Source organism: Deinococcus aquatilis DSM 23025 (assembly GCF_000378445.1).
Taxonomy (GTDB): Bacteria; Deinococcota; Deinococci; order Deinococcales; family Deinococcaceae; genus Deinococcus; species Deinococcus aquatilis.
In genome coordinates this window covers 46,123-71,735 of sequence record NZ_KB899707.1, presented here as the reverse complement: position 1 = coordinate 71,735, position 25,613 = coordinate 46,123, and the positions used below count along the sequence as shown (strand labels likewise).

Genomic DNA, 25,613 nt, shown 5'->3' with positions numbered 1-25,613 from the left:
GGTGAGCATGTCTGCTTCACGCCGTTCATGAGCTCTGTCCCATATCTAGGATCCTGCCCCCGCCTCACACGCTACACTCCCCGAAATGTCGGCTCCCCAGGTCATGCAGGACGAATCCAACACGCCAGCCGACGCGCCCACCAACGCAGCCCTACAGGCTTACGGCGCGGCGCTGTTGCCTCTGGCCCTGCTGGGGATTTTGCCCGTGTGGGCGTGTCTGCTGCTGGCCCTGCTGTTTGGCCTGGGCGTGCGCTCTCCGCTGTGGCGCGAAGGTCGTCTGCTGATAGCCTTTCTGATCGTGGGCGGCGCGGTTCTGGGGCATCTGCTGGGCCTCGGCGGATTGGCGGCGGCGCTGCGTTCGGCCACTCTGAGCCACCTGCTGGTGCTGTATCTGGCGGCCCTGCTGGGCGTGGCTGGCCTGTACTGGGGCGCGGCCCTGCTGGAGGAAGGACGGCGCAGAGGCCTGCTGCTGGTGCTGGCGGTGGGTCTGGTGTCGCCTCAGCCCTGGCTGTTGCTGGCGCTGGTGGGCGGGGCATGCATGCGTCCGGGGCATGATGACCGCAGGCCGGGCTGGTTGGGCCGCGACGGTGTGCGCTGGACGAAAAAAACGGTGGTCTGGCTGGCTGTGCCGCTGGCCCTCGCCTTGGCTCTGGCGTTTGCGTTGCCCCGGCCCGCGCCGCTGTGGAGGGTGCAGCCCCTGCCGCCCGCACAGGCCCAGGCTGGGGCGGAGGTTCTGCCCACGGGTCCCGGTGGCCCCGGCAGTGCGGCTTCCAGTTCGGTCACCTCGCCGCCCACTGCGCCGCGCCCCCGCCTGATCACCGAAGACGTGATTCCCGCGCCCCCCACCGAACTGCTTGCAGTGGCCGGAATCCTGGTGGTCTTGGCCCTGTTCCTGCTGTTGCGAATTCTTCCGGCCCGGCGGGGAAGGCCCGCAACACTGGTGGAATGGCTGATGGGTGCGGGCCTGTTGCTCACGCTGTTGCTGGCGCTGGTCTTGGCGTTCGGGAGTTCCACGGGTGGGTCTGGTGGTGGCATCCCAGCCGTGCAGGGCGCAGATTCCGGGGCTGCTGGAACGGTGCTTCAGCCGCCCACCACCCAGGAACGCCGCCTGACCTCGTTCCTGAATCTGGTGCTGTGGGGGGCGCTGCTTTTTTATCTGGCGATATTTGCTCTGCTCGTCTGGGCGGCCCTGGGTTTGCGTGAGGGCCGCCGCCGGGAGACTCAGGCTGCTCTGCCAGCACAGGCTGGTCTGCCGGACGAAGCCGCTGCTCTGCACCGCGTCCGGGTGGCCTACCGCAACACCGAAACTGCACTGGCCGGTGTGGGCCGGGGCCGTGCAGCACATGAAACGCCGCAGGGCTACGCGGCCCGCCTCGCTGCCGAACTGCCCCTCCTGGCGGCCCCCCTGAATCTGCTGGCCCGCGTGTATGCGCCGGTACGTTACGGCGGCTCTGTCAGCAATGCCGATGCCGACGCCGCCGAAGCTGCCGAACGCAAGATTCAGGCCGAGTTGCCCACTTTGCCACCCATAGCGCCTACAGAGGCGGCAGAATGACGACCATGACTGCTGCCTCCCTTCCCCCAGCCTTTGTCGGGCGCGTGCTGGACAACGTGGCCCGCGTTCTGGTGGGTAAAAACGACGTTACTGCGCTGGCCCTGGCCGGAATCCTGGCCGGCGGACACATCCTGCTGGAAGATGCTCCTGGCACCGGAAAAACCATGCTGGCCCGCGCCCTAGCCGCCTCGCTGGGCCTGCCGTTTTCCCGGGTGCAGTTCACGCCCGACCTGCTGCCCAGCGACGTGACGGGCGTCAGCGTGTACCGCCCCGCCAGCGGAACCTTCGAGTTTGTGCCGGGGCCAATTTTCACGGGCATCCTGCTGGCCGACGAGATCAACCGCGCCACGCCCAAAACGCAATCGGCGCTGCTGGAAGCGATGGGGGAGGGTCAGGTCACGGAATCGGGGGTCACGCACCGCCTGACCGCGCCGTTCGTGGTCATTGCCACCCAGAATCCGGTGGAGCACGAGGGCACCTACCGCCTGCCCGAAGCGCAGCTCGACCGTTTCCTGCTGCGGCTGTCGGTGGGGTATCCCACCCTGGAAGAAGAGGTGCGGATGCTGGGCCGCCTGCAATCCCTGCACCCGATTCATACGCTGGAGGCCGTCGCCACGCCCGCCGATCTGCTGGAGGCTCAGCATGCCGTGCGGGGCGTCTTCGTGGCCGAAGATCTGCGGCGCTACGTCTCCGGGTTGGCGGCCCGTACCCGGCAGCATCCCCTGGTGGCGTTGGGTGGTGGGCCGCGTGCCAGCCTGGGTCTTCAGGGGGTGGCTCAGGCGTTGGCCTGGATGGAGGGCCGGGCGTTCGTCACCCCCGACGATGTGCAGCGGGCCGCGCCGGGCGTACTGGCCCACCGCCTGAGCCTGCGGGTAGAGGCGCGGCTTCAGGGCACGCCGGGAGAGGCAGTGGTGGGCGAGGTACTGCGGGCCGAGCCAGTTCCGGTGGAGGCTGGGCCGCCAGAGGGTGGGCCGATCAAATCTGAGCCGATCAAAGCCGTGCCCGACCGTCTCAGTCGGTCATGATCCTGCTGCTGACCGCCCTCCTGTGGCTGGCCCTGATCTCCCTGCTGGTGGGCCTGGTGTGGCTGGCCTACCGCCGCCCACCCACGGTCCTGCTGTCCCGCACGTTGCCTGCTTCGGCCTTCAGCGCGGGCCGCATTCCGCTGACCGTACAGGTGCAGATCTTTAACCGCCTGCCTGTGCGCGTGCTGATCGAAGACGACCCCCCGCGTACCGTGGTGGCCGATACCGTGCCTGTGCTGGCAGGCTGGGTGCAGGGCGAGGCCACACATCAGGTTCAGACCACACTGACCCTCAACCGCCGGGGCGTCTTTGAGTGGGAAGGTGCAACCCTGCGCTGGGCCGATCCGCTGGGATTGTTCTGGCGCAGTCTTCCTCTGGCCGTCCCCACCCGCCTGGAGGTGTATCCGGGGACACACGGCCTGCTGCTCCCTGAGCTGTTGCGGCCCCTGCTCAGTGAGGGTGCATGGTCGCGCACCCATGGGCTGGAAGACTCCATCAGTCTGCGCGGCGTGCGCGGCTACGTTCCCGGCGACCCACCGGGCCGGGTGCATTGGCGGCTCACGGCCCGTACAGGGAGCCTCACGGTACGCGAGCCAGAGCGCACTGCCGCCAGCAGCGTGACCGTGTACCTCGATCTCAGCGCGGGCGGAAGCGTGTACCTGGAGAGTGCCGTGCGGCTGGCGGCCAGTCTGGTGCAGGAATCCTTTGAGCTCGACCTGCCTATCGCGGTTGCTACCGACGCCGGAGCCACCCCCACAGGCCGCACTCCGGAGGCGATGCGGGCTGCGCTGCTGCGTCTGGCCCAGGCCCAGTTGGCACAGGCCGGTTCTGATCAGTCCCCACCGACTATTCCGCCCGGTCGGGCAGGTGGCAACCTGATTATTCTTACCGCCCGCGCCGGAAGTGACCTGATTCATCAGGCCATGCGTGCCCGCGCCACGGCCAGCCGGGTTGCCCTGATTGCCATTCCGGACGGCTTTTATCTGGAACCCGGAGAAAAGCCGCGCCGTCAGTGGGTCGCGGCCCCCGACTCCATCCGTGAGCTGGAGCGGCAAGCGGGCGCACTGGCCGGAGTAGGTGTGCTGGTGTTCGTGCTGCGCGGCAATCAGAGTGTGTTGCAATTGGGCAGCTAAAGGGGTTGGAGAGGGGAGAGTGAGTAGCGTCCGGGGATCAGGAGGCTGAAATTCTGGGAACAGATGTTAGCCTCAATGTAGGGCAGAGAAAGCCACATGGCTCGGTCTCTGTTCCGACGCGCCAGACCCTTGATCTCTCCATCTAAAGAAACGGCTCAGGCCCAGTACACCTCAGCTTGCTACCGTAAAGGCATGACCGACAACAACGATCAGAACGGCCAGATTCCCGCCGACTCGACCCTCAAGACAGAGGCGGAGATCAGTAACGTGGATTTGCAGTTCATGGGCAAGCCCGATCCACGAAAAGAGCTTGCTGCCGAGGTGAACGCACAGAGCAAGGCTCCAGGCGAGTTTGAAGACCGGGGCATGGACAAGCAGGATGTGGCCTCGGCGGGCAGCATGGTTGCCAGCGATCCGCCAAGCTCCAATATGGGTGAGGAAGGGAAGTTGGGCGAATAGCTGGGAAGCTGTTGGGTCGGAATGATCCCAGCAGTCTGACGATGAATGGCGGTCAAGAGCTGCGTTCCTGCTATCAGCCTTTTCACTCGCCTTACCTGTCCCGCACTCCTGATCTCAAAAACAGATTTAGTAGATCCGGCTGAACTTTTACACCACAACATAGTTCTGACCATCAAGGCAGCTCATCTGGGCTGCTTTTCTTTGATTGCCGCCTCTCGGATTTCCTTGGATATTTTTGCCAATAAAAATTAATTCTTTCACTTACTTGGTGGAGAGTTAACGCTTTCTATCGCTTATTGTCTATACGAATTTAACCCCCAACGGGTGGTTATTTGCCTTTTCAGGCGAATTTTTCACACTTGGTCTGAGAAATTTTGTACTTTCTCTCAGTAGGCATCCGGGCTGCTTCCCCTCGTCATCACTCAGAGAGAGTCGAAATGAGCGTTCTTACCCCCCACAATGCAATTCAATCTCGCAGCGTCGCGCTGTACACCGAAGGTACTTACCCTCAGGCACACGGCGGCGTCAGCGTTTGGGTCGATCAACTGGTGCGGGGTCTCCCTGACCACACTTTTTCGGTGCAGGCCATCAGCGGCGTTGCTTTCGGGCGTCCGGCCCTGGAGATGCCCAGCAACGTCAGCTATACGCAGGTGCCGCTGTGGGGTGCACCTGCCCCCTCTCTCCGCACAGACCGGGCGCGGGAAGGTGCGATCGTTTCGGCCTACGCTGATCTGTTGGAAGCGTTGTGCACCCTGGATGTGAATGCATTTGGGCTGGCCTTGCGTGCCCTGTCCGAACAGGGGGCCAGAGGTGCGCTGACGGGTGTACTGGAAGGAGCACGCGCCGCTCACATGACACTGGATGTCTGGACAGCGCAGGCACGAAGCCAGGATGAAGACCGCGTGCCGGGTCGTCCCCGCCTGCCACGGCCCACCGTTTCTGATGCACTGGACGTGCAGATGTGGCTGGAGCACGCCCTGCGCCCACTGGCGGTCCGTCCGCCCGAGGCAGAGGTGGGCCACGCGGTCAGCAACGGATTTGCGGCGCTGCTGGCCCTCAACGGCCTGTGGACACACGGCGCACCCTTCTTGCTCACCGAACACGGCGTGTATCTGCGCGAGCGGTACCTGGAATTCCGGCACACGTCCTATACGCCTGGATTCAAGGCCATGCTGCTGCGCTTTTACCGCCTGCTGTGCAGCCTTGCCTACCGGGAAGCGGCCCTGGTGCTGCCCGGCTCGCACTACAACCGACGCTGGGAAGAACGGCTGGGAGCTGATCCCGACAAGATTCAGTGCGTGTACAACGGCATTGACCCCGACGTGTTTCCCGAAGCCGAATCGGAACCTGAAGGCTCGGTGGTGAGCTGGGTGGGCCGCGTCGATCCGCTCAAAGACCTCGAAACACTGATTCGCGCTTTCGATCTGGTTCGCCGCCGCATTCCGCAGGCCCAGTTGCGCCTGTTCGGGGGCACGCCTGCCGGAAATGAGGACTACGAACGCCACTGCCGCAACGTGACCTCGCAACTCCATCTCGATGGCAACGTCAGTTTTGAAGGCCGCGTGCCCGACATCACCGACGCTTACCGGGCCGGACAGGTCGTGGCCCTCACCAGCGTCAGCGAGGGCTTTCCCTATACGGTCATAGAGAGTATGGCGATGGGCCGCCCACCGGTGGCGACCCGTGTGGGCGGCGTGCCTGAGGCGGTGGGTGAGGCGGGCCTGATCGTGCGCCCCCGCGACGTGATGGGAGTGGCGAGCGCCCTGAGCCGCCTTCTTCAGGACAGGCCGCTGCGAACCCGCCTGGGGCGAGCCGCCCGCGAACGGGTCATAGAACTGTTTACTCTTGACGGTTGCCTCGAAGCCTACCGCCGCGCCTATCCGGTGGCCCTGGCCCGCGCCGCTGGGAGCTACGACCTGTGATCTGTGAGACAGTCCGGATGAGGCCATCCAGATGAGCCAGTCCAGCCGAACGGTATTCCCATCCGAGTTGTCCGGCACCCCAACCGCGCCCCGTGCGCCCACAGGGTTTGAAATCCTGAGTGGTCGTACCACGCTGTTCAGCGCAGCGTCGCCCAACAGAACCGGCCAAACTCAATTCGGGTCATCCACTCTACACGCTCCTGATCCGACCCAATTCGGTGAAAGCGCGGGGGGGCCTGGGGCGTTGCCTGACCGTCTGCGCGAGGCGGATCTGAAGATGTCCCATGAGCGGGAATCAGCCGTAGACGCTCTGGAAATAGCCTCCTATCTGGAGGCCGATGGTCTGAGCGACGAATCGTTGCGGGGGCGCTACAACGCGGGTGGACTCTTTCAGGCCGCCGAACTCCTGTACGCGCAGCGAGGCTCCGGGCGTGCCCTGAACCGCCTGCCCTCTGCGCCGCTTCCGGCTTTTCCGTGGCACATGCTGCTGCGCGGGCCACTGTACCTGCTGCCGGGGCTGGCGGGCCTGCTGATCACCCGGCCCCTCGGTCTGGGCGCGGCGGCGGCCTTCACCTTTGCTGCCGCGTTTGGCTGGGGCTGGTCCATGACCATTGCGGGCCTGCGCTACAGCGAACCTTTCGCGGTGCCGGGCCGGGCCATGCGTGCGGCGCTGTGGCTGGCCGGAGTCATCGGGGTGCTGGGTGGGGGCCTCACGGCCCTGCTGCTGGCCGGAGCCGATCAGGTCCTGCTGGGCGTCCTCAGCGGCGGCGCGGTGGCCCTCGCGACAGCGGCAGCGGGCATATTGCTGGCTCTGGGGCGCACCGGCCTCTTTGCAGGTGCCTTTGGCCTCCCCATGTTGGCCGCTGCCGTCGTGCAGGCCAGCCTGTTGCCCGTCAGTGGTTCTTTGCAGATCATGGGTCAGGCAACGGTGCAGACTGTCAGGCAAACCGCCACCGCCGACGCCACCGTCTCGTTTACCGCCGCGCTGGTGGGGCTGGCGTTGCTGGCGGTGTCACCTGTATGGGCCGTTCTGAATGCCACCCGTACGCCCGGCACGTTGCCCATCACCTGGGCCGTCTTCAGACCTCATCTGTGGTTGGCGGCCTACGGCTGGGCCATGGCCCTGACTTTCGTGGGCTTCAGCCTGCGCCTGGGGGCCTGGTCGCTGTTGCCTGTCATCGTGAGTGCCGGATTGCTGGAAGCAGGCGTCTGGCACGCGCAGGAGCGCCTGCAACATGCCGCCCGCAGCCTGAGAACCCTCTCCGACCTGCGCTGGCGTGGTCGGGTCACGGTGCCTGTGGTGGCGGCGCTCTATGGCGGGGCGCTGGGCCTGACTCTGGTCCTGATCCGTGTGTCGGGACTCCTGCCCCAACTCGATGACCTCCCGGCTGCTACCCAGGTGGGGGTGGGCCTGCTGGGCGCGTCTTTCTTGTTGAGTGCCTGGCTTGCCAACCAGCGTCAGGTGTCCGCTTTGATCGGGCTGTGGAGCGCTGCGGCCATCCTCACGTTTACGGCCCTCGTTCCCCTGCCTGTGCTTTCTGCTGCCCTCTTTCTGATTCTGCTGCTCATCGCCCTGAATACGCTCAACGATCCCCGGAGTTACCGATGACCACACCCATGATGCCCCACCCGTCTCGCCCCGTTTCCTCTGTTCGCCCCGTGGTCGCCGTGACAGGCGCAGACGGCTTCATTGGTTCTCACCTCACCGAACAGTTGGTAGAGGCAGGCTACCGCGTGAAGGCGATGGCTATCTACAATTCGCAGGGATCGTATGGCTGGCTCGATACCGTGCCCCCAGACATCATGCAGCACGTCGAGGTGCAGCTCGGAGACGTGCGCGATTCGGGCAGTGTGCGGGCGCTGATGCAGGGTGCCCAGACCGTGTATCACCTCGCCGCCCTGATTGCCATTCCTTATTCCTACGTCGCGCCGCGCTCTTATGTGGACACCAACATCACGGGCACGCTGAATGTGCTGGAAGCTGCCCGCGAACTCGGTACGGGCCGTGTGGTGCATACCAGTACCAGCGAGGTGTACGGCACGGCCCGTACGGTGCCCATTCACGAAACGCACCCGTTGCAGGGTCAGTCTCCGTATTCGGCCACCAAAATCGGGGCCGACAAACTGGCCGAGAGCTACTTCCTCAGCTTCGGCCTGCCAGTGGTCACGCTGCGGCCCTTCAATACCTACGGCCCCCGGCAGTCGGCCCGCGCCGTCATTCCCACCATCATCAGCCAGATCGCGGCAGGACGCCGGGAAATCCGCCTCGGTGATCTGCGTCCCACCCGCGACTTCAATTACGTGGCCGATACCGCCCGCGCTTTCCGCGCCGTGGGAGAGGCCGGGCCAGAGGTGCTGGGTCAGACCCTGAACGCCGGATCGGGCCGGGAAATTACGGTGGGCGACACCGTGCGCCTGATCGCCCGCGTGATGGGAGCCGACGTGGAAGTGACGCAGGAAGACCAGCGTCTTCGCCCGGAAGGCAGCGAAGTGATGCGCCTCCTGGCCGATGCCAGCAGCCTGAGCGCCGCAACAGGTTGGCAGCCCGCCGTACCGCTCGAAGAGGGCCTGCGCCGCACCGCCGAGTGGTTTACCGATCCTGCCAACCTGTCCCGCTACCGCGTGGATTCCTACACCGTCTGAGCCGACGCTCCAAGCTGACATATTTTTTCTGATCATTCATTCCCGGAGGTTTTTATGCACGCCATTATTCTTGCCGGAGGAAAAGGCACCCGCCTACGCCCCTATACCACCCATATTCCAAAACCGCTTGTTCCGCTCGGCGATACCTATTCCATTTTAGAAATCGTGATGTACCAGTTGCGTTATCACGGATTCTCCAGCGTCACGCTGGCGGTGGGACATATGGGCCACCTGATCCGCGCCTTTGTGGGCGACGGCAGCCGTTACAACCTGTCGGTGAGCTATACCGACGAGGAAACGCCACTGGGTACCATTGGCCCGGTCCTGACCGTGCTGGACGATCTGCCCGAGCACTTTCTGGTCATGAACGGCGACATCCTGACCAATCTGGATTACGGCACGTTTTTGCGCCGCCACACCGCCACCACCCGGCCCGTCACGGTGGCGACCTATCACCGAGAAATCAAGAGCGAATTCGGTGTACTGGACGTTTCCGAGCAGGGAGACACCATCGTGGCCTTCCGTGAAAAGCCGACCGTGCAGTTTCAGGTCAGCATGGGCGTGTATGCCATGACCCGTGAAGCCCTGCGCCGTTATGCGCCCGGTCAGGCATTGGGCTTCGATACGCTGATGCTGGATCTGTTGGCCGCAGGTGAGCAGCCCGGAAGCGACCTGTTTGACGGCTACTGGCTGGATATCGGTCGCCCCGAAGATTACGACACCGCCAATTCACAGTGGGCGACGATGGCCCCTGTCCTGTTGCCGCATCTGGCCCACGCCAACGACAGCCGCTCCCAGCCGATCGCCGCCGACTGAGACGTTTACGATGCTTACTTTGTCTGATTCGCGCTCCCTCCCGCTGGTGACCCGTACCCCGACGCCAGTGCTGTTGCTCGGAGCGTCCGGTTTTCTGGGCCGCCATATCCACGCAGCGTTGTCGGGCGCGGGCATTCCGGTACGTGGGCCGGATATCAACCTTGCCGCGCTGCCGCCTTCCGGCTGGGACGCCCTGCTGGACGGCATGGGCGCAGTGGTCAATGCGGCGGGCCGCACCACTGGCGGCCTGAGCGATCTGGTCAATCCCAACGTCGTGCTGGTTGCTCAGGCTCTTGAGGCGGCCCAGCGTGCCGGAGTGCGCCTGCTGCATCTGGCGTCGGCGGCAGAGTATGGGCGCACCGAGGAAGGCCACGCCTCTCACGAAGACGACGTGGCGCGGCCTTTATCAGCTTACGGTGCCAGCAAACTGGCCGCCACCGTGATGACCGAGGAAGCCGCCCGATCTGGCCGCGTGAATGCGTTGGCCCTGCGCGTGACCAACCCCATCGGAGCCGGAATGCCCCCCAGCGGTCTGCCCGGACGCGCCGCCCAGGAACTCTGTTCGGCGGTCGCCCAGAGCCGCGAAAGCGTGCGCTTCGGCCCTCTGGGTGCGCGGCGTGACCTGATCGCCGCGCACGATGTGGCCCGCGCTGTGCTGCACCTGTTGCCCGGCGCTCCGGGCGCTGCACTCACCGGCACCCTCAACGTGGGCAGCGGCGAGGCGGTCGCGGTGCGCCAGATCGTGCAGACATTGGCCGCACTCGTCGGCTTTGCCGGGGCCATAGAAGAGGACGCCCCCGGCAGTCCGCGCAGCGGCGACGTGCCCTATCAGCGGGCCGATATCACCCGGCTGACCAGGAGTGGATTCGTGCCGGAATGGACGCTCGAACATGCTCTACAAGCTCTCCTTCATCCGCCGTCCATTCAACCTCCAAGGATTTTTCTGACATGACTGCCCCCATTTCGGTTCTGAAACTCAAAACGTTGTTGCCCCTGCTGACCCTCAGTCTGGTGCTGTCTGCCTGCTCTCAGTCCACCACGGTGCCCAGTGGTGCCAGCACTACACAGACCAGCGCTGCTGCCCTGCTGGACGGCGACCAGCCCACCTCCAGTCATGCCAGCGGCGAGGGGCACTTTCACGAGATTCAGCCTGCCCTGCCGGGGGTGCCCCTCTCCGAGTTGTTGACTGACGCCAAGCTCGCCCCTGCCACCCTCACTGTGCCGCAGGGAACACGCCTGAGCGCACAGGCCCTGCCCAGCAACGCGCAGACCAGCAAAGTGGCCCTCAGGGTGCTGATTCTGAGCAGTGGCCCCACAGATTTCGGAATCGGCGCGGCCAAGGCCATGCTCAGTCAGTCGGGCGTACCCTTTGACATCCTGGACGCCACCACCACTCCCCTGACAGCTGCTTCCCTGATCGCCCCCGACGGCGTGGGCAGGTATCAGGGCGTGATTCTGACCGACTCTGCGCTGACGTTCCAGAGCAGCCCCGGCTTTTATTCCAGTGCCCTGGATACCGGCGAGTGGGCCACCCTGTTCGAGTATGAAAAAGCCTATCAGGTGCGGCAACTCGCCCTGTACGGTGCGCCCACCACGGTGCCGGAAGATTACGGCCTGCGCGTGGTGCCAGGAGCCGAATTTGCCAGCGGCAACCTGAATGTGACGGCGGCAGGGAAGGTGGCCTTCAAAGACCTGACCGGAAACGCGCTGCCGCTCCGCTTCGCCTACACCTACGGCGCCCGGCCCGAAGCCGTGGCAGGCGTGACCACCCAGCCCCTGTTGACCGACGATTCAGGAAATGTGGTGGCCGCCACCAGCACCGTGAATGGTCGAGAGCGCCTGATTCTGACCAGTGCACAGAATCCTTACTTGCTGCACACGCAGATTCTGAGCTATGGCCTGGTGCAGTGGCTGACCAGGGGCGTGCATCTGGGCGAGCACCGCCGTTTCCTGCAGGTCGATATCGACGATTGGTTCCTGAACGGCTATGTCTTCGACCCGGCCACAGGCGGCCTGCGTGACCAGACCTTCCGCCTCTCTGCCAGCGACGCCCTGAGCGCCAGAGATCAGCAGCGGGCCATAGACAGCGCCTACAACGTGGTCAACAACTTTGAATTCGCAGTGATGTTCAACGGCGGCGGCGCAGCTTCCTCCAGCCTGAGTACCTGTAATCCCCAACTGTACGGTTCTCTGATCAAGGATGCCCTGAGCAGTGTGTCGCGCTGCATGGCCTACGATTTCGACTGGGTCAATCACACCCGCGACCACCTGCGAATGGACGTGATGGACTTGCCCACTTCGACCACGGCCATCGCGAACAACCTCAGCATCGGCACACAGTTGGGCCTTCATATGAGCCGCAGTAGCCTGGTGACGGGTGAGCACAGCGGTCTGGGCTACATGGATCCCACCGACGACGGTACTCACAATGCCGAGGGATTCTTGCAACCCAAGCAGGATCTGGGCCTGGAACGCAGCAATCCCAACCTGATCACGGCGGCAGTGGGCAGCGGCGTGCGCTATCTGGCCTCCAACCGCAGCGTTGCCAGTCAGTGGGACGCGAGTTGCCCCACCTGCGGCGTGCCCCACCCCATGAATACCAGCCTGCTGCTGATTCCGCGCTACCCCAACAGCATCCATTACCACGTCACCACCCCCGAGGAAGCCACCGCCTCCTACAACAAGCTCTATGCACCGGGCGGCGTGGCTCCCTACTGGGATCATTCCCTTGACTACGCCGAACTGCTGGATGCAGACAGCACGCAGGGCGTGGGCCATATCTTCGAGGGCACCGCCTGGCCCACCTACATGCACCAGACCAACCTGCGCCAGTACGCCCCCGGCAAGAGCCTCGCCAGCGACTGGGTCAGGGCCGTGGTCGCCAAGTATGCCCGCTACTCCACCCTGCCCCTGAATACCCTGAGCTGGGACAACCTCGGAGCCTATGTTCAGCGCCGCACGCTTGAGGAAAAGTCGAAGGCCGCCAATTCCTACACTGCCATCTGGAACCGCAGCAACAACTACGTGACCCTCAACCGCAGCGGTACCTCCGTTCCCGCGACCCTGACCGGCGGTGCGGGCGGCAGCGTGTACGGCGCTTACGAGATCAAATCCCTGACAGTGGGCGGCACGCTGAATCTGCTTGTCCGGCCCAAATGAGCCGCGCAGGGCTTAAGCTGAGGCCCTGACTCCTTCTGTTGCCCGCCGCCGCCCCCTCAGTGTGTACTACGGTCCCGCGACTCCGCAGGCCGTCCGCACGCTGGGGGGCTTTGCCACGGTGATCCTGCATCCGACGCTGTATGCTGCCGCCGATTTGCGGGCGCTGCGGGAAGGCGGAACCCGCGTGCTGGCCTACCTGAGCGTGGGGGAAGACCATGCCTTCGGTGACACGGCCTGTGTGCCGGGCAGCGCCCCCTACCACCAGGCCGTGAACGCGCAGTGGGGAAGCGTGACGGTAGACGCGGCCCATCCTGCCTGGCGTGAAGTGCTGCTGGCACGGGCCGAACAGGTGCTGGCCCATACCGACGGTCTGTTGCTCGATACGCTGGATAGCGCCGAACCCGCCGCCACGCTGGAACTGGTGAAGGCGCTGCGAATGGCTGTGCCCAGTGCCGCATTGATGGCTAACCGGGGCTTTGACCTGTTGCCGGGGCTGGTTCCCTGTGTGCAGTCGGTGTTGTTGGAGGCCTTCAGCACCACGCATTCACCCCGGCTGGCTGCCCACGACCCGCAGGGCTTGGCCTACACCGCCCACTGGTTGGCTGTTGTCAAGGCCAGCGGTCTGCCTGTATTTGCCCTGGATTACGCCGCCACGTCCAAACTCGCTGCCTTTGCCCGCGCCCGCGCCACACGGTACGCTGTGCCCACCTTCGTCACTGACCGTGACCTCACCCTGCCCGGAGGTTTCTGATGTTTTCTCCCCTGTGCCTGACCATCTGGCCCGCGCTGCTGTGGCCCCTGCTGCTCGGTTCCTGTTCGGGGCCGGGTCAGGCCACGTCGGGTCAACCAGCGAACACTGCGCCTCTGTCCCGCCATCAGCAACTTCTCGCGGTTAACACTTGGGGCATTCAACTCACCGGCTACGGGGCTACGCGTCTGGATGCGGTGGCAGCCAGCACATTCGATCTGGTGGTGGTCGATCCCACCGACGATGACGCCGTGCCCTGGACGAAGGCCGAAGTCTCACGGGCGGCGGCGGGCAAACTGCTGATCGCCTACCTGAGCATGGGAGCTGCCGAAAGCTACCGCCCCTACTGGCAACCGGGGTGGCGCATGGGCAATCCTGCGTGGCTGCTGGCGCAGGACCCGGATTGGCCCGGCAACTACGATGTGGCCTACTGGAACGCGGATTGGCAGAGCATTGCCCTCGCGCAGCTTGACCGGGCCATAGACGCTGGATTTCACGGCACCTACATGGACCTGATCGACGCCTACGAGCGCAATCCGCAGCGCCCGACCGCCCGCGCAGACATGGTGGCCTGGGTCTGCCGCATCGCCGCCCATGCCCGCGCCCGCGATCCCGAGTTTCTGATCATTCCCCAGAACGCCGCCAACCTGTTGACAGATCCCCGCTACGCTGCTTGCGTGGACGCCACCGGGCAGGAAGAAACCTTCGTTTACGCCACCGATCAGCCCACCGAGCCGGAAAGGGAACGCACACAACTGGCCGATTATTCCCTGTGGAAAGGGGCCGGAAAGCCTGTGCTGACGCTGGATTATGCCTCCAAGTCTGCGCTGGTCGCAGACACTTACCAGAAAGCGCGGCGGGCTGGACTGGTGCCGTATGTGACCAGCGTGGGGCTGAATACGCTGCCACCTTCACGCTGAAACACGGATTCTGACCGCTGGCTTTTCTGACTCTGGCCCCGCGCCCACCCAACTCACCCTCTCCACTCACAATCGGTTGGTACGGTGCAGCCCATGAAGGTTCCCCGTGTTCTCTTGGCCTCGGCCCTCGCCGCATTCGTTCCTTTGGCGAGTGCACAGACCCTGATCAAGTTCAGCGACCCCAAATTGCCCTTTTCGTTCAGCTATCCGCAGGGCTGGGTGGGCATCGACTTCAAAGATGACACCAACGGCGTGAGCCTGTTGTCGGGCAAAACCAAGCCTGCAACGCTGGTGCGTCTGCTGTTTGCCAGTAAAGGTGGCCGGGCCGTGAATCTGGCAACCGAATACCAGAACTTCGAGTCAGGCATCAAGACGACTGGAGCGACCATCAAGCTGCTGTCCAGCAAGGCCGCGAGCTACGGCGGCGTCAGCGGGCAGGAGCGCGAATATGCCCTGACCATCAAAGAAGGCCAACTCCGTCTGCGCGTGTGGTACGGCAACGGAGCCAAAAATATCTATTCCTTCCAGCTCACCGATACGCCCGCGCGGTATACGGCAGCCAGTGCCACATTCAGCAAGATTCTGAACAGCGTCCGGTTCTGATCTGGCCGCACGATCTGGATTACCGGACGTGCACAGGCTGTCAGCGGTGTACGTTAAGCCATGCAGCGACTCCTTTTTCCGGCCCTGATTCTGTTGACCTCAACCGCGTGGGCGGGCAACCGATTGGACATTGTTCGGGTGGCATTTTCGCCGTCCGGTGAGCGCGTGCTGGCAGTCGTTGCAGGAGAATTGGATGGAAGTGGGTTTGGTGCCGCCCATGTGGACGTGCTGAATACATCCACCGGAGCTACCGTCTACAGCACCCAACAGGATGCCGACGCGACAGCTCCGGCAGTACTGGCGCAACTCCTGACCTCTGCACCGGTGGTCAACGTCTTTGCCAGGTCGGGCTTGAATCCGGGCCTGACTTCTGTGCCGCGTTACCGCCGGGCCTACTCCACCGCCTACGCCTCGTGGTCAGATGGGATCGGGACCGGGCAGAGCCGCACCACACCGGTGTCGTTCTGGACGGCAGGCATCACTGCGCCCGTCCAGCTCAGCGTGTTTCGCCTGCCGTCCAATTGTCCGGCAGACTACCTGAACCCTGGCGACTTCCCTTCCGGGTTTCGCCTGAGTGTGCGTGGTCGCGTGGTGTACCAGGATAAGGCCCTGCCTGCCGCCCGCAACTGTGCCGCCCGCTACAGCCTGGAGCGGGTGGATGTACGGGGAAACCGCGCCCTGTTCACACTCCGGGCCTTCGGGCCGGGCTTTGAAGGCCCGGACGCCGACCCGGTTTTTGTGGCAGTTACGCTGAAGTAGGGCAAGGGTTCGGGGGCTGTGAACAGCGAGAGCGGTCTGCTCTAGACCTGCCCCGCCACGCCCTGCATTACCCGGCGTACGGCGTCCAGTTCATCCTTGTTGATGGAATGTCCCAGTCCCGGATACACGCGGGCATCTACCTGTGCCCCGCGAGCTTTGAGGTGATCGGCGCTCGCCTGAAAGCGGCTGAGAGGGATGTGGGCATCGTCGGGTGCGACCCCCATAAAGACAGGGGTGCCTGCGAGGTCGCCACCCTGATCCAGCGTAATCAGGCCGCCGCTGAGGGCCACCACGCCGCCCAGACGCGTTCCCTGTGAGGCGGCCCGGCTGGCATATTCCAGCGCCAGGCATGCACCCTGGGAAAAGCCGCCCAGCACCACATTTTGCGGCTCGATTCCCTGTTCCCCCAGTGCGTCTATGACCGCGCCCACCGTTGCCAAGGCCTGATCCAGATACGGTTGATTCTGTGCCACCGGAGCCAAAAACGACTGTGGATACCAGGTATTTCCCTCGGCCTGCGGGGCGAGGTAGGCGAAGGCACTCAGGTTCAGGTCGTCGGCCAGCGTGAGGATGTCTGCCGCCGTGCCGCCGCGCCCGTGCAGCAGCACCATCGCCACCCGCGCCTGTGCCAGTGGGCGGCCTGCTGCATAGACCTGTACTCCGCCTTCTTCTGATTCGGGTACTTCCGCTGATGCTGAATCCTGCCCGGCATTCAGGTCACGGTTGCCGATGGTGACGCCGTATTCGCGGCTCACGATTCTGGGTGCGTTGGCCTCGATGGTGGGCCGCTGGGCCTCGTACCAGGCAGGCAATTTCAGGTGCTTGCCCAGTTCTTCCACGGGTTCGTCGTCAGGGAAACCGGGGGCGTCGGTGGCGATTTCAAACAGCACGCCGTTGGGTTCCCGGAAGTAGATGGAATGAAAATACTGGCGGTCCTGCACGGGCGTGGGCCGGAACCCTGCCGCCGTCAGCGATTCCAGGTAGGCCAACTGCTCGGCGTCGTTGCGGGTGCGCAGGGCCACGTGATGCACGCTACCTGCCCCGAAGGTGCCGCGTGGCTGACCGGGCCGCGCCACCACGTCCACATACAGGCCCACGCCGCTGCCGCTGCCCCGGAAGCGGGTGCGCTGGCCTCCTGCGCTGCTCGGCTCGGTGCCCTCCTCTACAAAGCCCAGTTGCTCCACCAACAGCTTCCGCACAGGCTGGGTATCTTCCACCCAGGCCGTGACCGAATGAAAGCCGCGCAGTTCATGTTCGGCGGGCACAGGCGAGGCGGGCCAGGGCTGCACAGCTTGGCCGTCGTCGAACACCAACTCCACCCAGGTTCCGTCCGGGTCTTCCAGTGTCAACACGCGTTCACCGAAACGCTGTTCTTCTTTCAGGGCAAAACCCTCTGCGGTCAGCCGCGCCCGCCAGTAGTTCTCCGAGGCACGCGGGGCGCTGTAGGCCGTTGCCACCACCTCACCGTTACCGCGCACGCCTTTTTTGGCTCCGGGCCACGGAAAGTGCGTCATGATCGTGCCGGGCTGCCCGGTGTGGTCGCCGTAATACAGGTGATAGGTCCCCGGATCGTCAAAATTCACTGTCACCTTGACCAGCCGTTGCCCCAGCGTCTGCGAATAGAAGTCGATGTTGCGCTGAGGGTTCTGTGCCATCACGGTGACGTGGTGAAGGCCCTGAACAGGCGAAGTGCCCGCAGCAGAAGAAGAAGTGGAAGAAGTCATGCCACTAGAGTAACTTAACATTGAACGATTTTGAAGAGCATCTGCCCTCGCTGCCTTGACACTCTGAACGAATGCTGAAGAATCCGTTCAGGGGCCGAGCGGCTTGCACGGGCCGGTCAGGGCAGAAGTCTGGTGTGCAGTCTTCAGAATGAGGTACAGGCCCCCAGCTGGCCCGGTCAGGTCATGCGTGGGCGCTGGGAGGACTCTGTATGACTGACAAGCCTAATGCCCGTTCTCCGCTTACGCTGGCGGCACGCTTCAACCAGTTGGATGCATCCATCGTGGGTTGGTTCGGGGGGCACGGCATCACGCTGCTTCGCCTCTCACTTGGCCTGATTTTCTTCTGGTTCGGTGCGCTGAAATTCTTTCCTGGCCTCAGCACGGCCGAGGATCTGGCGACCCGCACCATTTCTACGCTGACCTTTGGCCTGGTGCCTGCCAGCGTCAGTTTGCCTGTACTGGCTGCGTGGGAATGCCTGATCGGGCTGGGCCTGTTGTCCGGGCGATTTCTGCGGGCCACCCTGTTCCTGTTGTTCGCGCAGATGGCTGGAACCTTTTTGCCCCTGCTGTTTTTCCCTGCCGAGACTTTCAAAGTCTTCCCTTTGGTTCCCACCCTGGAAGGCCAGTACATCATCAAAAACTTCGTGATTGTTGCGGCGGCGTTGGTGGTCGGATCTACGGCACGTGGCGGACGACTGATCACCGACGGCAAGGCAGCGCGGGCCGCCGAAGAACTTCAGGCGCAACGCTCGTAACCGGCTGTAGGTCGGAGTTGATGGGCAGCAGATGCGGAGCGGGACAGTGCACCCAGAGGTCACGTTTGCGCTCCACCTGCCCTTATGGGTTGGCTCTGACCTACTCTGCGGCAGCCGTGTTCCGTTTGCGGGTCTTCTGCTGCGCCTCGTTTTCCTTTGCGGCAAGGCCCAGGCCCAATTTGCGCGTCAGGGCCGCCAGTTGAACAAGTTCTTCGGGCGTCAGAATGGCAAACAGGTCGTGAATTCCGCGCACATGCTGGGGAAGCACGCTGTCGATCAGGGCTTCACCCTGCGGCGTCAGCGACACGTTGACCACACGGCGGTCTACCGGATCACGGTCACGGCGCACCAGTTGGTCGCGCTCCAGATTGTCTATGACCATGGTCAGGTTGCCGCTGGAGCGCAGAATTTTATCGGCCAGTTGGCGCTGGCTGAGGGGGCCAAGATGATACAGAGCCTCGATCACCCCGAATTGGCTGATGGTGAGGTCGTAGGCAGAGAGGTGGCGGTTGGCAGTCACTTCTACAGCGTGTGCGGCACGCCAGAGCTTGATGTACGCCTCCAGCGCCCGGCGCTCCTCGGGCGTTCCAGAGTAACGGGTGGGCATATAGGCGTCATCCTCGGGGTCAGCGGTCAGAAAATCAAGCCGGAATGCCCGGTGGCGGAGGGGGGGTGCGGTTGTCGGCTACAGTCCCGAAGCTGAAAAAGGAAGCTGGCAACGCCAAAACTCAGCGCAGCCAGCTTCTTTTTGTGCTTGATCCAGACGTGAGAACTGAGGAGGACTTCAGGCCGTCTTGCCTGCCCGGTATTCCTCGGTCGCCAGCCAGATGCAGGTGGCAACCGCTTTCATGGCCGTGACCACTTCGGCCTCGGGGGGGCGGGTAGGGGCAAGGCGAATGTTGCGCCCGGTGGGGTCCTTGCCGCCCGGATAGGTGGCCCCGGCGGGGGTCAGGCTCACTCCGGCCATGTCTGCCAGCGCAATGACCCGCGCTGCCACAGGTTCGGTGGTGTCCAGGCTGATAAAGTAGCCGCCCCTGGGTTTCGTCCAGGTGGCGTACTGGCCCGACTCGCCCAGTTCCTGTGCCAGCGTGGTGTACACCGCCTGAAACTTGGGCGCGATCAACCGGGCGTGGTCTCGCATCAGGCCCGCAAGTCCACCCTCGTACTGGGCCAGAAAGCGCACGTGACGGGCCTGCTCCACCTTGTTGGGGCCGATGCTCTGGGCGTTCAGGTACTTGGCCGCCCAAGCGATGTTGTCTTCGCTGCTGGCCACGAAGCCGAGGCCGCCACTGGCAAAAGTGACCTTGCTGGTGCTGGCAAACACGAAGGCGCGGTCAGGAAATCCGGCGTCGCGGCACAGCGTCACGAAGTTGACAGGAGTGTCCTGCTCGGTGTCCGAGAGGTGATGCACGCGGTAGGCGTCGTCGGCAAAGATGGTGAAATCTGCCGCCGCTGCCTTGATTCCGGCCAGTTTGGCTGCTTTGGCCGCGCTGATGCTCTCGCCGCCCGGATTGGAGTAGGTGGGCACGAACAGCACGCCCTTGACCGAGGCGTCCCGGCCCGCGATTCGCGCAATGGCGTCCACGTCGGGGCCGTCGGGTTGCATCGCCACGGTCAGCAGTTCAAAGCCCAGCGTTTGCAGCAGCAGAAAGTGACGGTCATAGCCGGGGAGGGTCACGATCATTTTGGGTTTCTGGCTGTCCAGCAGTTTGACCCAGCCGCCAGTGCTACCCCGAACGCCGTGCAGGAGGGCAAAACTCAGCAGCAGACCCTGCAACTCCAGGCTCGAGTTGTTCCAGACCAGCACATTTTCGGCCTTGACGTCCAGATAGTCGGCAAACAGCGCCCGCGCACTGGGCAGGCCGTGGACGCCGCCCGGATAGTTACGCAGGTCCAGTCCGTCCTGGTGGGTGTCGGTCGCTCCGAGCGCAGTCAGCAGGCCGTTCGACAGGTCAAAATCGGCGTCGCTGGGCTGGCCCCTCTGCATGTTCAGCTTCAGCTTCTGCGTCTGCAACGCTGCGTAAGCTGCCTGTGCCTGCGCCAGGCCCGACTGCGCCGAGGCGGAATGGGCTGGAATGGTCGCGTCCGTTGTCATGTCCCTAGCGTAACGGTCTGAGGGGCGAGGTGTCGCGGGTTATGTAGAGCGGGCCGCCGCAACAGGTGGCTCCTCTGGACAGGTTTGCCAGAAAAGCGCACTCAGAATTCATTTTTTGTTAATTTTATTACATCCGTGCGGGGGCAGTGAGCCTATGCTTCTTGCCGCGTTCAGTCAATGACGTTTTATCTGTACCTGTTCACTTCTCTCTATTTCGGCTCCTGCTGCCCTTTTCCCTCTCACCTTTCTTTCCGTCACCCCGTGCTGCCTGCACTGTGTGGCCCCTAACAGGAGAATCCCAATGCAATACGTCGTTTCCCGTCCCAGAGTCGGTGTGTTTATCGATACCCAGAACCTGTACCACTCGGCCCGCGACCTGCTGGAGCGTACCGTCAATTTTGAAACGCTGATGCGCGTCAGTACCGACAACCGTGAACTGGTGCACGCCATCGCCTACACCGTGGAGCGTGAAAACGAAGCCACCGCCCGGCCCTTTATCTACAAGCTGTCTACGCTGGGATTCAAGGTGCGCCGCATGAACCTCACGCTGCACCACGTGACCGAGGGCGGCAAGGCTATTTACGAAGGCAACTGGGATATGGGCATCGTGGCCGACATGGTGCGCCTGTGCGATCACCTCGACGTGATCGTGCTGGGCAGCGGCGACGGCGATTTCACCGATATCGTGGAAGTGCTTCAGGAGCGCGGCAAGCGGGTAGAAGTGATCTCTTTCCGCGAGCATACGGCCCAGAAGCTTATCGACGCCGCAGACCGCTTCATGCACCTGCCCGACATCGAGGGTGGCCTGATGCCTGCCCGCCACAAGCCCGCCCGCGCCGAAGAAGCGCCCGCGCTGGAGCCCTGATCGGCGGACTGCCAGACGATGCCTGATCCTCACCTTGACCCGGATGCGGTCCTGGAGCAGCTTTCCTTTACGTTGCCCCCAGACCGCGTCGCCCAAGCTGGCGCAGAACCCCGTGACTCTTCCCGCCTGATGGTGGTGGGCGAGCCGCTCCAACATCTGACCTTCCGCGATCTGCCGGGTTTGCTGCGTCCCGGCGATCTGCTGGTATTCAACGAAAGCCGCGTGATTCCGGCGCGGGTGATGGCCCGCAAGCCCCTGAAAAACGGTTTTGGCGGCGGCGCAGTCGAAGTCATGCTGCTGCGCGAGGAGGCCCGCGCCGACCTGGGGGCATACCTCTGGTCGGCCTATCTGAAACCTGCCAAGCGTGCTGGTCCCGAACTGCTGCTTGGCCCACCCGATGCCCCGCACCGGGCCGAAATCGTGGGCCAACTTGCCGACGGCGCACGGCTGCTGCGCTTTGATTACGACATCAAGCCGCATCTGGACAGCATCGGACGTTTGCCACTGCCGCCCTACATCGATGTAGGTGATAACGACGAACGCTGGCGAGAACGCTACCAGACCGTGTATGCCCGCGATCCCGGCAGCGTGGCGGCCCCCACGGCGGGCCTGCATTTCACGCCCGAACTGCTGGCCGAACTGGACCAGATGGGTGTGGAGCGCACCGCCATCACCCTGCACGTCGGCGCGGGCACCTTCCGGCCCATTTCCGGCAGCGTGGCCGACCATGTGATGCACGCCGAGCGCTACGCCATCAGCGCGGCCACGGCGCAGGCCATCAATGCAGCCAGGGCAGAAGGACGGCGCGTCGTCGCAGTGGGAACCACCACCGTCCGGGCGCTGGAAAGTGCGGTGAACGCTGCTGGAGAAATTCAAGCAGGTGAGGGAGACACCCAAATCTTCATCATGCCCGGAAAGCCTGTGCGTGTGCCGGACCTCTTGATCACCAATCTGCATTTGCCCGGAAGCACGTTGCTGCTGCTGGTGGCGGCCTTCGCGGGTGTGGAGCGCATTCAGGCCGCCTACGCTGCCGCGCTGGAAGGGGAATACCGGTTCTATTCGCTAGGAGACGCGATGATCCTGGAGCGTGCTGGGCAGGACTGAGTGGATCGTGGATCGTGGAGGATGTGAAATTAATTTTTAGGATTGTTTCGAAAGTTCAGAGTCAAAAAATTGAGCTTCCTGCCCACCCCGCCTTTCCCACGTTCTACGATCCACCCTCTACCCTCCCTTCCTCACGCTCACCCACGCCGCCTCCCGCACGAAGCCCAGCCGTGCATTGATAGCCAGCATTGGCGCATTGATGCTGTGGTTTCCCGTGCGTGCGTGGGTGAAACCGCGTGCCAGTGCAGCGCGGGCCGAAGCCAGCTTGAGGGCGTAGGCGACGCCAACCCCGCGCCAGTGGGACAGCACCCCCGTCAAGCCATTGCGGAGCGTGTGCGGGCTGGTACTGCTGACGATATACAGTTCATTCACGCCCACCCATTCGCCGTCCGGGGCCACGGCCACAAACAGGCCCGCCGGGTCGATCTGATCCACGATCCGCAGTTGCCAGATCTCGAAGGGCCACACCTTGACCGGAGAACTGCTGGGCACGTCGCGTAGCAGCACTGCAATCAGGGTATAGAGCCGAAACTGCTGGGCTTCATCAAATGGCCCCAGGTCGCTGAGGGGGCGAATCTGGATTCCGGCAGCCTGCGCCCGCTGCTCCTGCGCGGCAAAGGCGGCAAAGTCCAGTGTGGTCAGGTCAAGCGTGCTGCTCCACATTCGGTCATGTTCGCGGTAGCCGTGTGCCTGTAGAAAGGCCAATTCCCACCAGCCTTCCCGCGCACGGCTCAGCAGCGTCTGTGCGCCGTATTCGGCAGCCAGCGCCTCGGCCCGCGCCAGCAGGATTTCCCCCAATGCCGTGTGGTTGGGCAGAGTAAAAACCGAAATGCTCAGCCAGCCCGCGTGCGAGTCGCTGCGGGGCGTATCCAGCCCATATAGCCCCACCCAGACGCCATTTTCCTCCAGAACCTCGCGCCTGTGCACTTCTTCGGGCAGGTAGCCGCGCTCCAGCCGTTCCAGCTCGGCGGCGGCGGTGGGCGCGTCGGGGTGGGCGGCGCTCAGAAATTCGGCCAGGCGGTGCAGGTCGGTGGGCGTGTGCCAGGTCAGTTTGGGAGGCAGGTCAACCATGCACCAGCACAGCACGGCCCCGCCCCCGGCACATCTGCCATTCGGCCTGTTTTCGGTGTTTGAACTGACCTCACTCCGGCTGTCTATACTCAGCGGATGAACCCTTCCGCTGATGCACTTGTGCAGAGCAGCAATCCGCTGCTGAACGTCGGTTTCCGTATTCCCTTCGACCAGATTCGCGCCGAACACGCCGAAGAAGCCATCGATACACTGATCGCCGCCACGCAAACCCGGCTGGAGCATCTGGCAGCGGCGGGCGAACGCGGCTTCGAGGGCTTCATGGCCGATCTGGACGATCTGACGGCCCAACTGCAAACCGTGAGCACCATCGTCTATCACCTCGACAGCGTGATCAGTGATGAGTCCTGGCAGGCGGCCAAAAAAGCCATCATTCCCAAGGTCAGCGAGTTCTATACGCAGCTCAGCCTGCATCCGGGCCTGTGGGCTGCCGTCAAAGCCTATGCCGAGACCGAGGCGGGCCGCACCCTGGACCCGGTACGGGCGCGTCATCTCAAGCTGACCATCGATGAATTCCGGCGTGAGGGAGCCGACCTGCCCCAAGACCAGAAGGACCGTCTGATGGCCCTGAATACCCGCCTGGCCCAGATCACCAACGAGTTTTCCAAGAACGTGTTGGACGCCACTGCCGCCTTTGAGCTGTATGTGCCCGCAGAACGTCTTGCAGGCGTGCCCACGCGTGTGCTGGACGCCACCCGCGCCGATGCGGAGGCGCACGGCAAGGAAGGCCACCGCCTCACGCTGCATATGCCGGTGGTGGAACCGATCCTGACCTACGCCGATGACCGGGAACTGCGCCGTGAGTTGTGGGAGGCGTCGCAGAGTACCGGCGTGCAGGAGGGCCGCGACAACCGCCCATTGGTGCGCGAAATCCTGAAACTGCGCCGCGAGCAGGCCCGCTTGCTGGGCTTCCGCGATTTTGCCGACTACGTGCTGGAAGACCGCATGGCCGGTGGGGGAGAGGTTCCCCTGAAATTCCTGCGTGATCTGGAAACCCGCACCCGTCCTGCCTTCGAGCGCGAAAACGCCGAACTGGACGCCTTTTACCGCCAACATGCCGGAGAGGACGCCCCTGCACTGGCGGGCTGGGACATTTCCTACTGGGCCGAGAAGCAGCGCCAGGCCGAATACGATTTCGACGAAGAAGCCCTGCGCCCCTATTTTCCGCTTGACCGCGTGATGAACGGCATGTTCGACATCGTGACCCGCATTTTCGGCGTCACGGTCAAGGAATCGAGCGCCCCTGTGTGGCATCCTGAAGTGCGTTTCTACGATATTCACGATGAATCGGGCACGCACATCGCCAGCTTTTATACCGATTGGTTCCCCCGCGATACCAAACGCAGCGGCGCTTGGATGAACGGCCTGATCACAGGCGGCCCCCGCGCCAGTGTTGAAGGCGAGCAAGGCGTGGAACCCCATCTGGGCCTGATGTGCGGCAACATGACCCCGCCCAGCGGCGACACGCCCGCGCTGCTGTCTATCCGCGAAGTGGAGACTGTGTTCCACGAGTTCGGTCACCTGCTGCACCACGCCCTCTCGAAGGTGCCGGTACGCAGCCTCAGCGGAACGCGGGTGGCCTGGGACTTCGTGGAATTGCCCAGCCAGATCATGGAAAACTGGGTGGCCGAAAGGGACGCCCTCGACCTGATCGCCGCCCACTGGCAGACCGGTGAACCCCTCCCCGCTGATCTGTTTGAGCGCATGACCCGCGCCCGCAACTTCCGCGCCGCCAATACCTCCATGCGGCAGTATTCCTTCGGCCTGATGGACCTCACGCTGCATGTGGAGTTCGACCCCGAAGGCGACCAGGATCCTATCGCGCTGGCCCGTGATGTCATGGCCCGCTTTTACCCTTACCCTCTGGCCCAGGATTACGCCCGTGCCGCGCAGTTTGGGCACCTGTTCAGCAGTCCGGTAGGTTACGGCGCAGGCTACTACTCCTACAAATGGGCCGAAGTGCTGGACGCCGACGCCTTCTCGCGCTTCGCCACCGAGGGGATTTTCAACCGTGAAACGGGCCGCGCCTTCGTGGACGCCGTCCTGAGCCGGGGAAACAGTGCCGAAGCTGCGCAACTGTACCAGGAGTTCATGGGGCGCGGCCCAGACCCCGACGCGTTGCTGCGCCGCAGCGGACTCCTTGAGGCATAAAGTTGCGGCTCAGCATCTACCAGCTGTGAATTCCAACGGTTTCTGATGTCAACTGTGCTGGATCATTTGAATCTCATGGGCTGCGGCC

The 25,613-nt window shown here is 63.7% G+C and carries 23 protein-coding genes; 19 read left to right on the top strand and 4 right to left on the bottom strand.

Translation table 11 applies throughout. The features are described from left to right. Positions 1-85 precede the first annotated feature (85 nt). From F561_RS0109345 to F561_RS0109275, 15 genes are all read left to right on the top strand, one after another. The gene (locus F561_RS0109345; RefSeq protein WP_019009694.1) at positions 86-1,555 is read left to right on the top strand and encodes a DUF4129 domain-containing protein; all 1,470 of its coding nucleotides are present in this window, start codon (positions 86-88) and stop codon (positions 1,553-1,555) included. After that, a complete protein-coding gene (locus tag F561_RS0109340; RefSeq protein ID WP_019009693.1) occupies positions 1,552-2,580 on the top strand; it encodes an AAA family ATPase in 1,029 nt (342 codons plus the stop codon). The genes F561_RS0109345 and F561_RS0109340 overlap by 4 nt, the downstream gene beginning before the upstream one ends. After that, positions 2,577-3,713: a DUF58 domain-containing protein gene (locus F561_RS0109335; protein WP_019009692.1), complete on the top strand. Its 1,137-nt coding sequence runs from the start codon at positions 2,577-2,579 to the stop codon at positions 3,711-3,713. Before F561_RS0109340 ends, F561_RS0109335 begins: the two co-directional genes overlap by 4 nt. A 192-nt stretch (positions 3,714-3,905) precedes the next feature. Continuing rightward, positions 3,906-4,172, top strand: a complete 267-nt coding sequence (locus tag F561_RS0109330) for a hypothetical protein (RefSeq protein ID WP_019009691.1) — start codon at positions 3,906-3,908, stop codon at positions 4,170-4,172. A 45-nt stretch (positions 4,173-4,217) separates the two neighbouring features. After that, positions 4,218-4,424, top strand: coding sequence for a hypothetical protein (locus tag F561_RS28795; RefSeq protein ID WP_157451699.1), 207 nt, complete (start codon positions 4,218-4,220; stop codon positions 4,422-4,424). A 185-nt stretch (positions 4,425-4,609) separates the two neighbouring features. Beyond that, positions 4,610-6,094: a GT4 family glycosyltransferase PelF gene (gene pelF / locus F561_RS0109325; RefSeq protein WP_019009690.1), complete on the top strand. Its 1,485-nt coding sequence runs from the start codon at positions 4,610-4,612 to the stop codon at positions 6,092-6,094. A 31-nt stretch (positions 6,095-6,125) separates the two neighbouring features. Next, positions 6,126-7,703 carry a hypothetical protein gene (locus F561_RS0109320; protein WP_245556481.1) on the top strand — a complete coding sequence of 526 codons (1,578 nt, stop codon included), beginning with the start codon at positions 6,126-6,128 and terminating at the stop codon, positions 7,701-7,703. Then, positions 7,700-8,737, top strand: a complete 1,038-nt coding sequence (locus tag F561_RS0109315) for an NAD-dependent 4,6-dehydratase LegB (protein WP_281166584.1) — start codon at positions 7,700-7,702, stop codon at positions 8,735-8,737. The genes F561_RS0109320 and F561_RS0109315 overlap by 4 nt, the downstream gene beginning before the upstream one ends. A gap of 54 nt (positions 8,738-8,791) precedes the next feature. Next, entirely contained in the window at positions 8,792-9,553 is a 762-nt protein-coding gene (locus F561_RS0109310) for a nucleotidyltransferase family protein (protein WP_019009687.1), read from the top strand. A 10-nt stretch (positions 9,554-9,563) separates the two neighbouring features. Continuing rightward, on the top strand, positions 9,564-10,505 hold the full coding sequence (locus F561_RS25190) for an NAD-dependent epimerase/dehydratase family protein (RefSeq protein ID WP_019009686.1): 942 nt from the start codon (positions 9,564-9,566) through the stop codon (positions 10,503-10,505). Next, on the top strand, positions 10,502-12,712 hold the full coding sequence (locus F561_RS0109295) for an Agd3-related carbohydrate deacetylase (RefSeq protein WP_019009685.1): 2,211 nt from the start codon (positions 10,502-10,504) through the stop codon (positions 12,710-12,712). Before F561_RS25190 ends, F561_RS0109295 begins: the two co-directional genes overlap by 4 nt. Before the next feature lie 61 nt (positions 12,713-12,773). After that, positions 12,774-13,463 (top strand): endo alpha-1,4 polygalactosaminidase, encoded by a 690-nt coding sequence (locus F561_RS0109290; protein ID WP_019009684.1) that lies wholly within the window; start codon positions 12,774-12,776, stop codon positions 13,461-13,463. Then, on the top strand, positions 13,463-14,380 hold the full coding sequence (locus F561_RS0109285) for an MJ1477/TM1410 family putative glycoside hydrolase (RefSeq protein ID WP_019009683.1): 918 nt from the start codon (positions 13,463-13,465) through the stop codon (positions 14,378-14,380). The genes F561_RS0109290 and F561_RS0109285 overlap by 1 nt, the downstream gene beginning before the upstream one ends. Before the next feature lie 93 nt (positions 14,381-14,473). Then, a complete protein-coding gene (locus F561_RS0109280) occupies positions 14,474-14,983 on the top strand; it encodes a hypothetical protein (protein WP_019009682.1) in 510 nt (169 codons plus the stop codon). Between the two features lie 60 nt (positions 14,984-15,043). After that, positions 15,044-15,742, top strand: a complete 699-nt coding sequence (locus tag F561_RS0109275) for a DUF2259 domain-containing protein (RefSeq protein ID WP_019009681.1) — start codon at positions 15,044-15,046, stop codon at positions 15,740-15,742. A gap of 41 nt (positions 15,743-15,783) precedes the next feature. Here the strand turns inward: F561_RS0109275 and F561_RS0109270 are convergent, their stop codons facing one another. Next, on the bottom strand, positions 15,784-17,466 hold the full coding sequence (locus tag F561_RS0109270; RefSeq protein ID WP_019009680.1) for a VOC family protein: 1,683 nt from the start codon (positions 17,464-17,466) through the stop codon (positions 15,784-15,786). Positions 17,467-17,675: 209 nt separating this feature from the next. Here F561_RS0109270 and F561_RS0109265 point away from each other — a divergent pair, with 209 nt between their 5' ends. Continuing rightward, positions 17,676-18,221 carry a DoxX family protein gene (locus F561_RS0109265; RefSeq protein WP_019009679.1) on the top strand — a complete coding sequence of 182 codons (546 nt, stop codon included), beginning with the start codon at positions 17,676-17,678 and terminating at the stop codon, positions 18,219-18,221. Between the two features lie 100 nt (positions 18,222-18,321). Here F561_RS0109265 and F561_RS0109260 read toward each other — a convergent pair whose 3' ends face one another. After that, entirely contained in the window at positions 18,322-18,828 is a 507-nt protein-coding gene (locus F561_RS0109260; RefSeq protein WP_019009678.1) for a MarR family winged helix-turn-helix transcriptional regulator, read from the bottom strand. Positions 18,829-19,005: 177 nt separating this feature from the next. After that, the gene (locus tag F561_RS0109255; RefSeq protein ID WP_019009677.1) at positions 19,006-20,316 is read right to left on the bottom strand and encodes an aspartate aminotransferase type Ic; all 1,311 of its coding nucleotides are present in this window, start codon (positions 20,314-20,316) and stop codon (positions 19,006-19,008) included. Positions 20,317-20,617: 301 nt separating this feature from the next. Here F561_RS0109255 and F561_RS0109250 point away from each other — a divergent pair, with 301 nt between their 5' ends. Both F561_RS0109250 and queA read left to right on the top strand, forming a co-directional pair. After that, positions 20,618-21,181, top strand: a complete 564-nt coding sequence (locus tag F561_RS0109250) for a LabA-like NYN domain-containing protein (protein WP_019009676.1) — start codon at positions 20,618-20,620, stop codon at positions 21,179-21,181. A gap of 18 nt (positions 21,182-21,199) precedes the next feature. Then, on the top strand, positions 21,200-22,285 hold the full coding sequence (gene queA / locus F561_RS0109245) for a tRNA preQ1(34) S-adenosylmethionine ribosyltransferase-isomerase QueA (protein WP_019009675.1): 1,086 nt from the start codon (positions 21,200-21,202) through the stop codon (positions 22,283-22,285). A 117-nt stretch (positions 22,286-22,402) separates the two neighbouring features. Here queA and F561_RS0109240 read toward each other — a convergent pair whose 3' ends face one another. Next, positions 22,403-23,356 (bottom strand): hypothetical protein, encoded by a 954-nt coding sequence (locus tag F561_RS0109240; RefSeq protein WP_019009674.1) that lies wholly within the window; start codon positions 23,354-23,356, stop codon positions 22,403-22,405. Between the two features lie 96 nt (positions 23,357-23,452). Here F561_RS0109240 and F561_RS0109230 point away from each other — a divergent pair, with 96 nt between their 5' ends. Beyond that, positions 23,453-25,525 (top strand): M3 family metallopeptidase, encoded by a 2,073-nt coding sequence (locus F561_RS0109230; RefSeq protein WP_019009672.1) that lies wholly within the window; start codon positions 23,453-23,455, stop codon positions 25,523-25,525. The last annotated feature ends 88 nt before the right edge of the window (positions 25,526-25,613 follow it).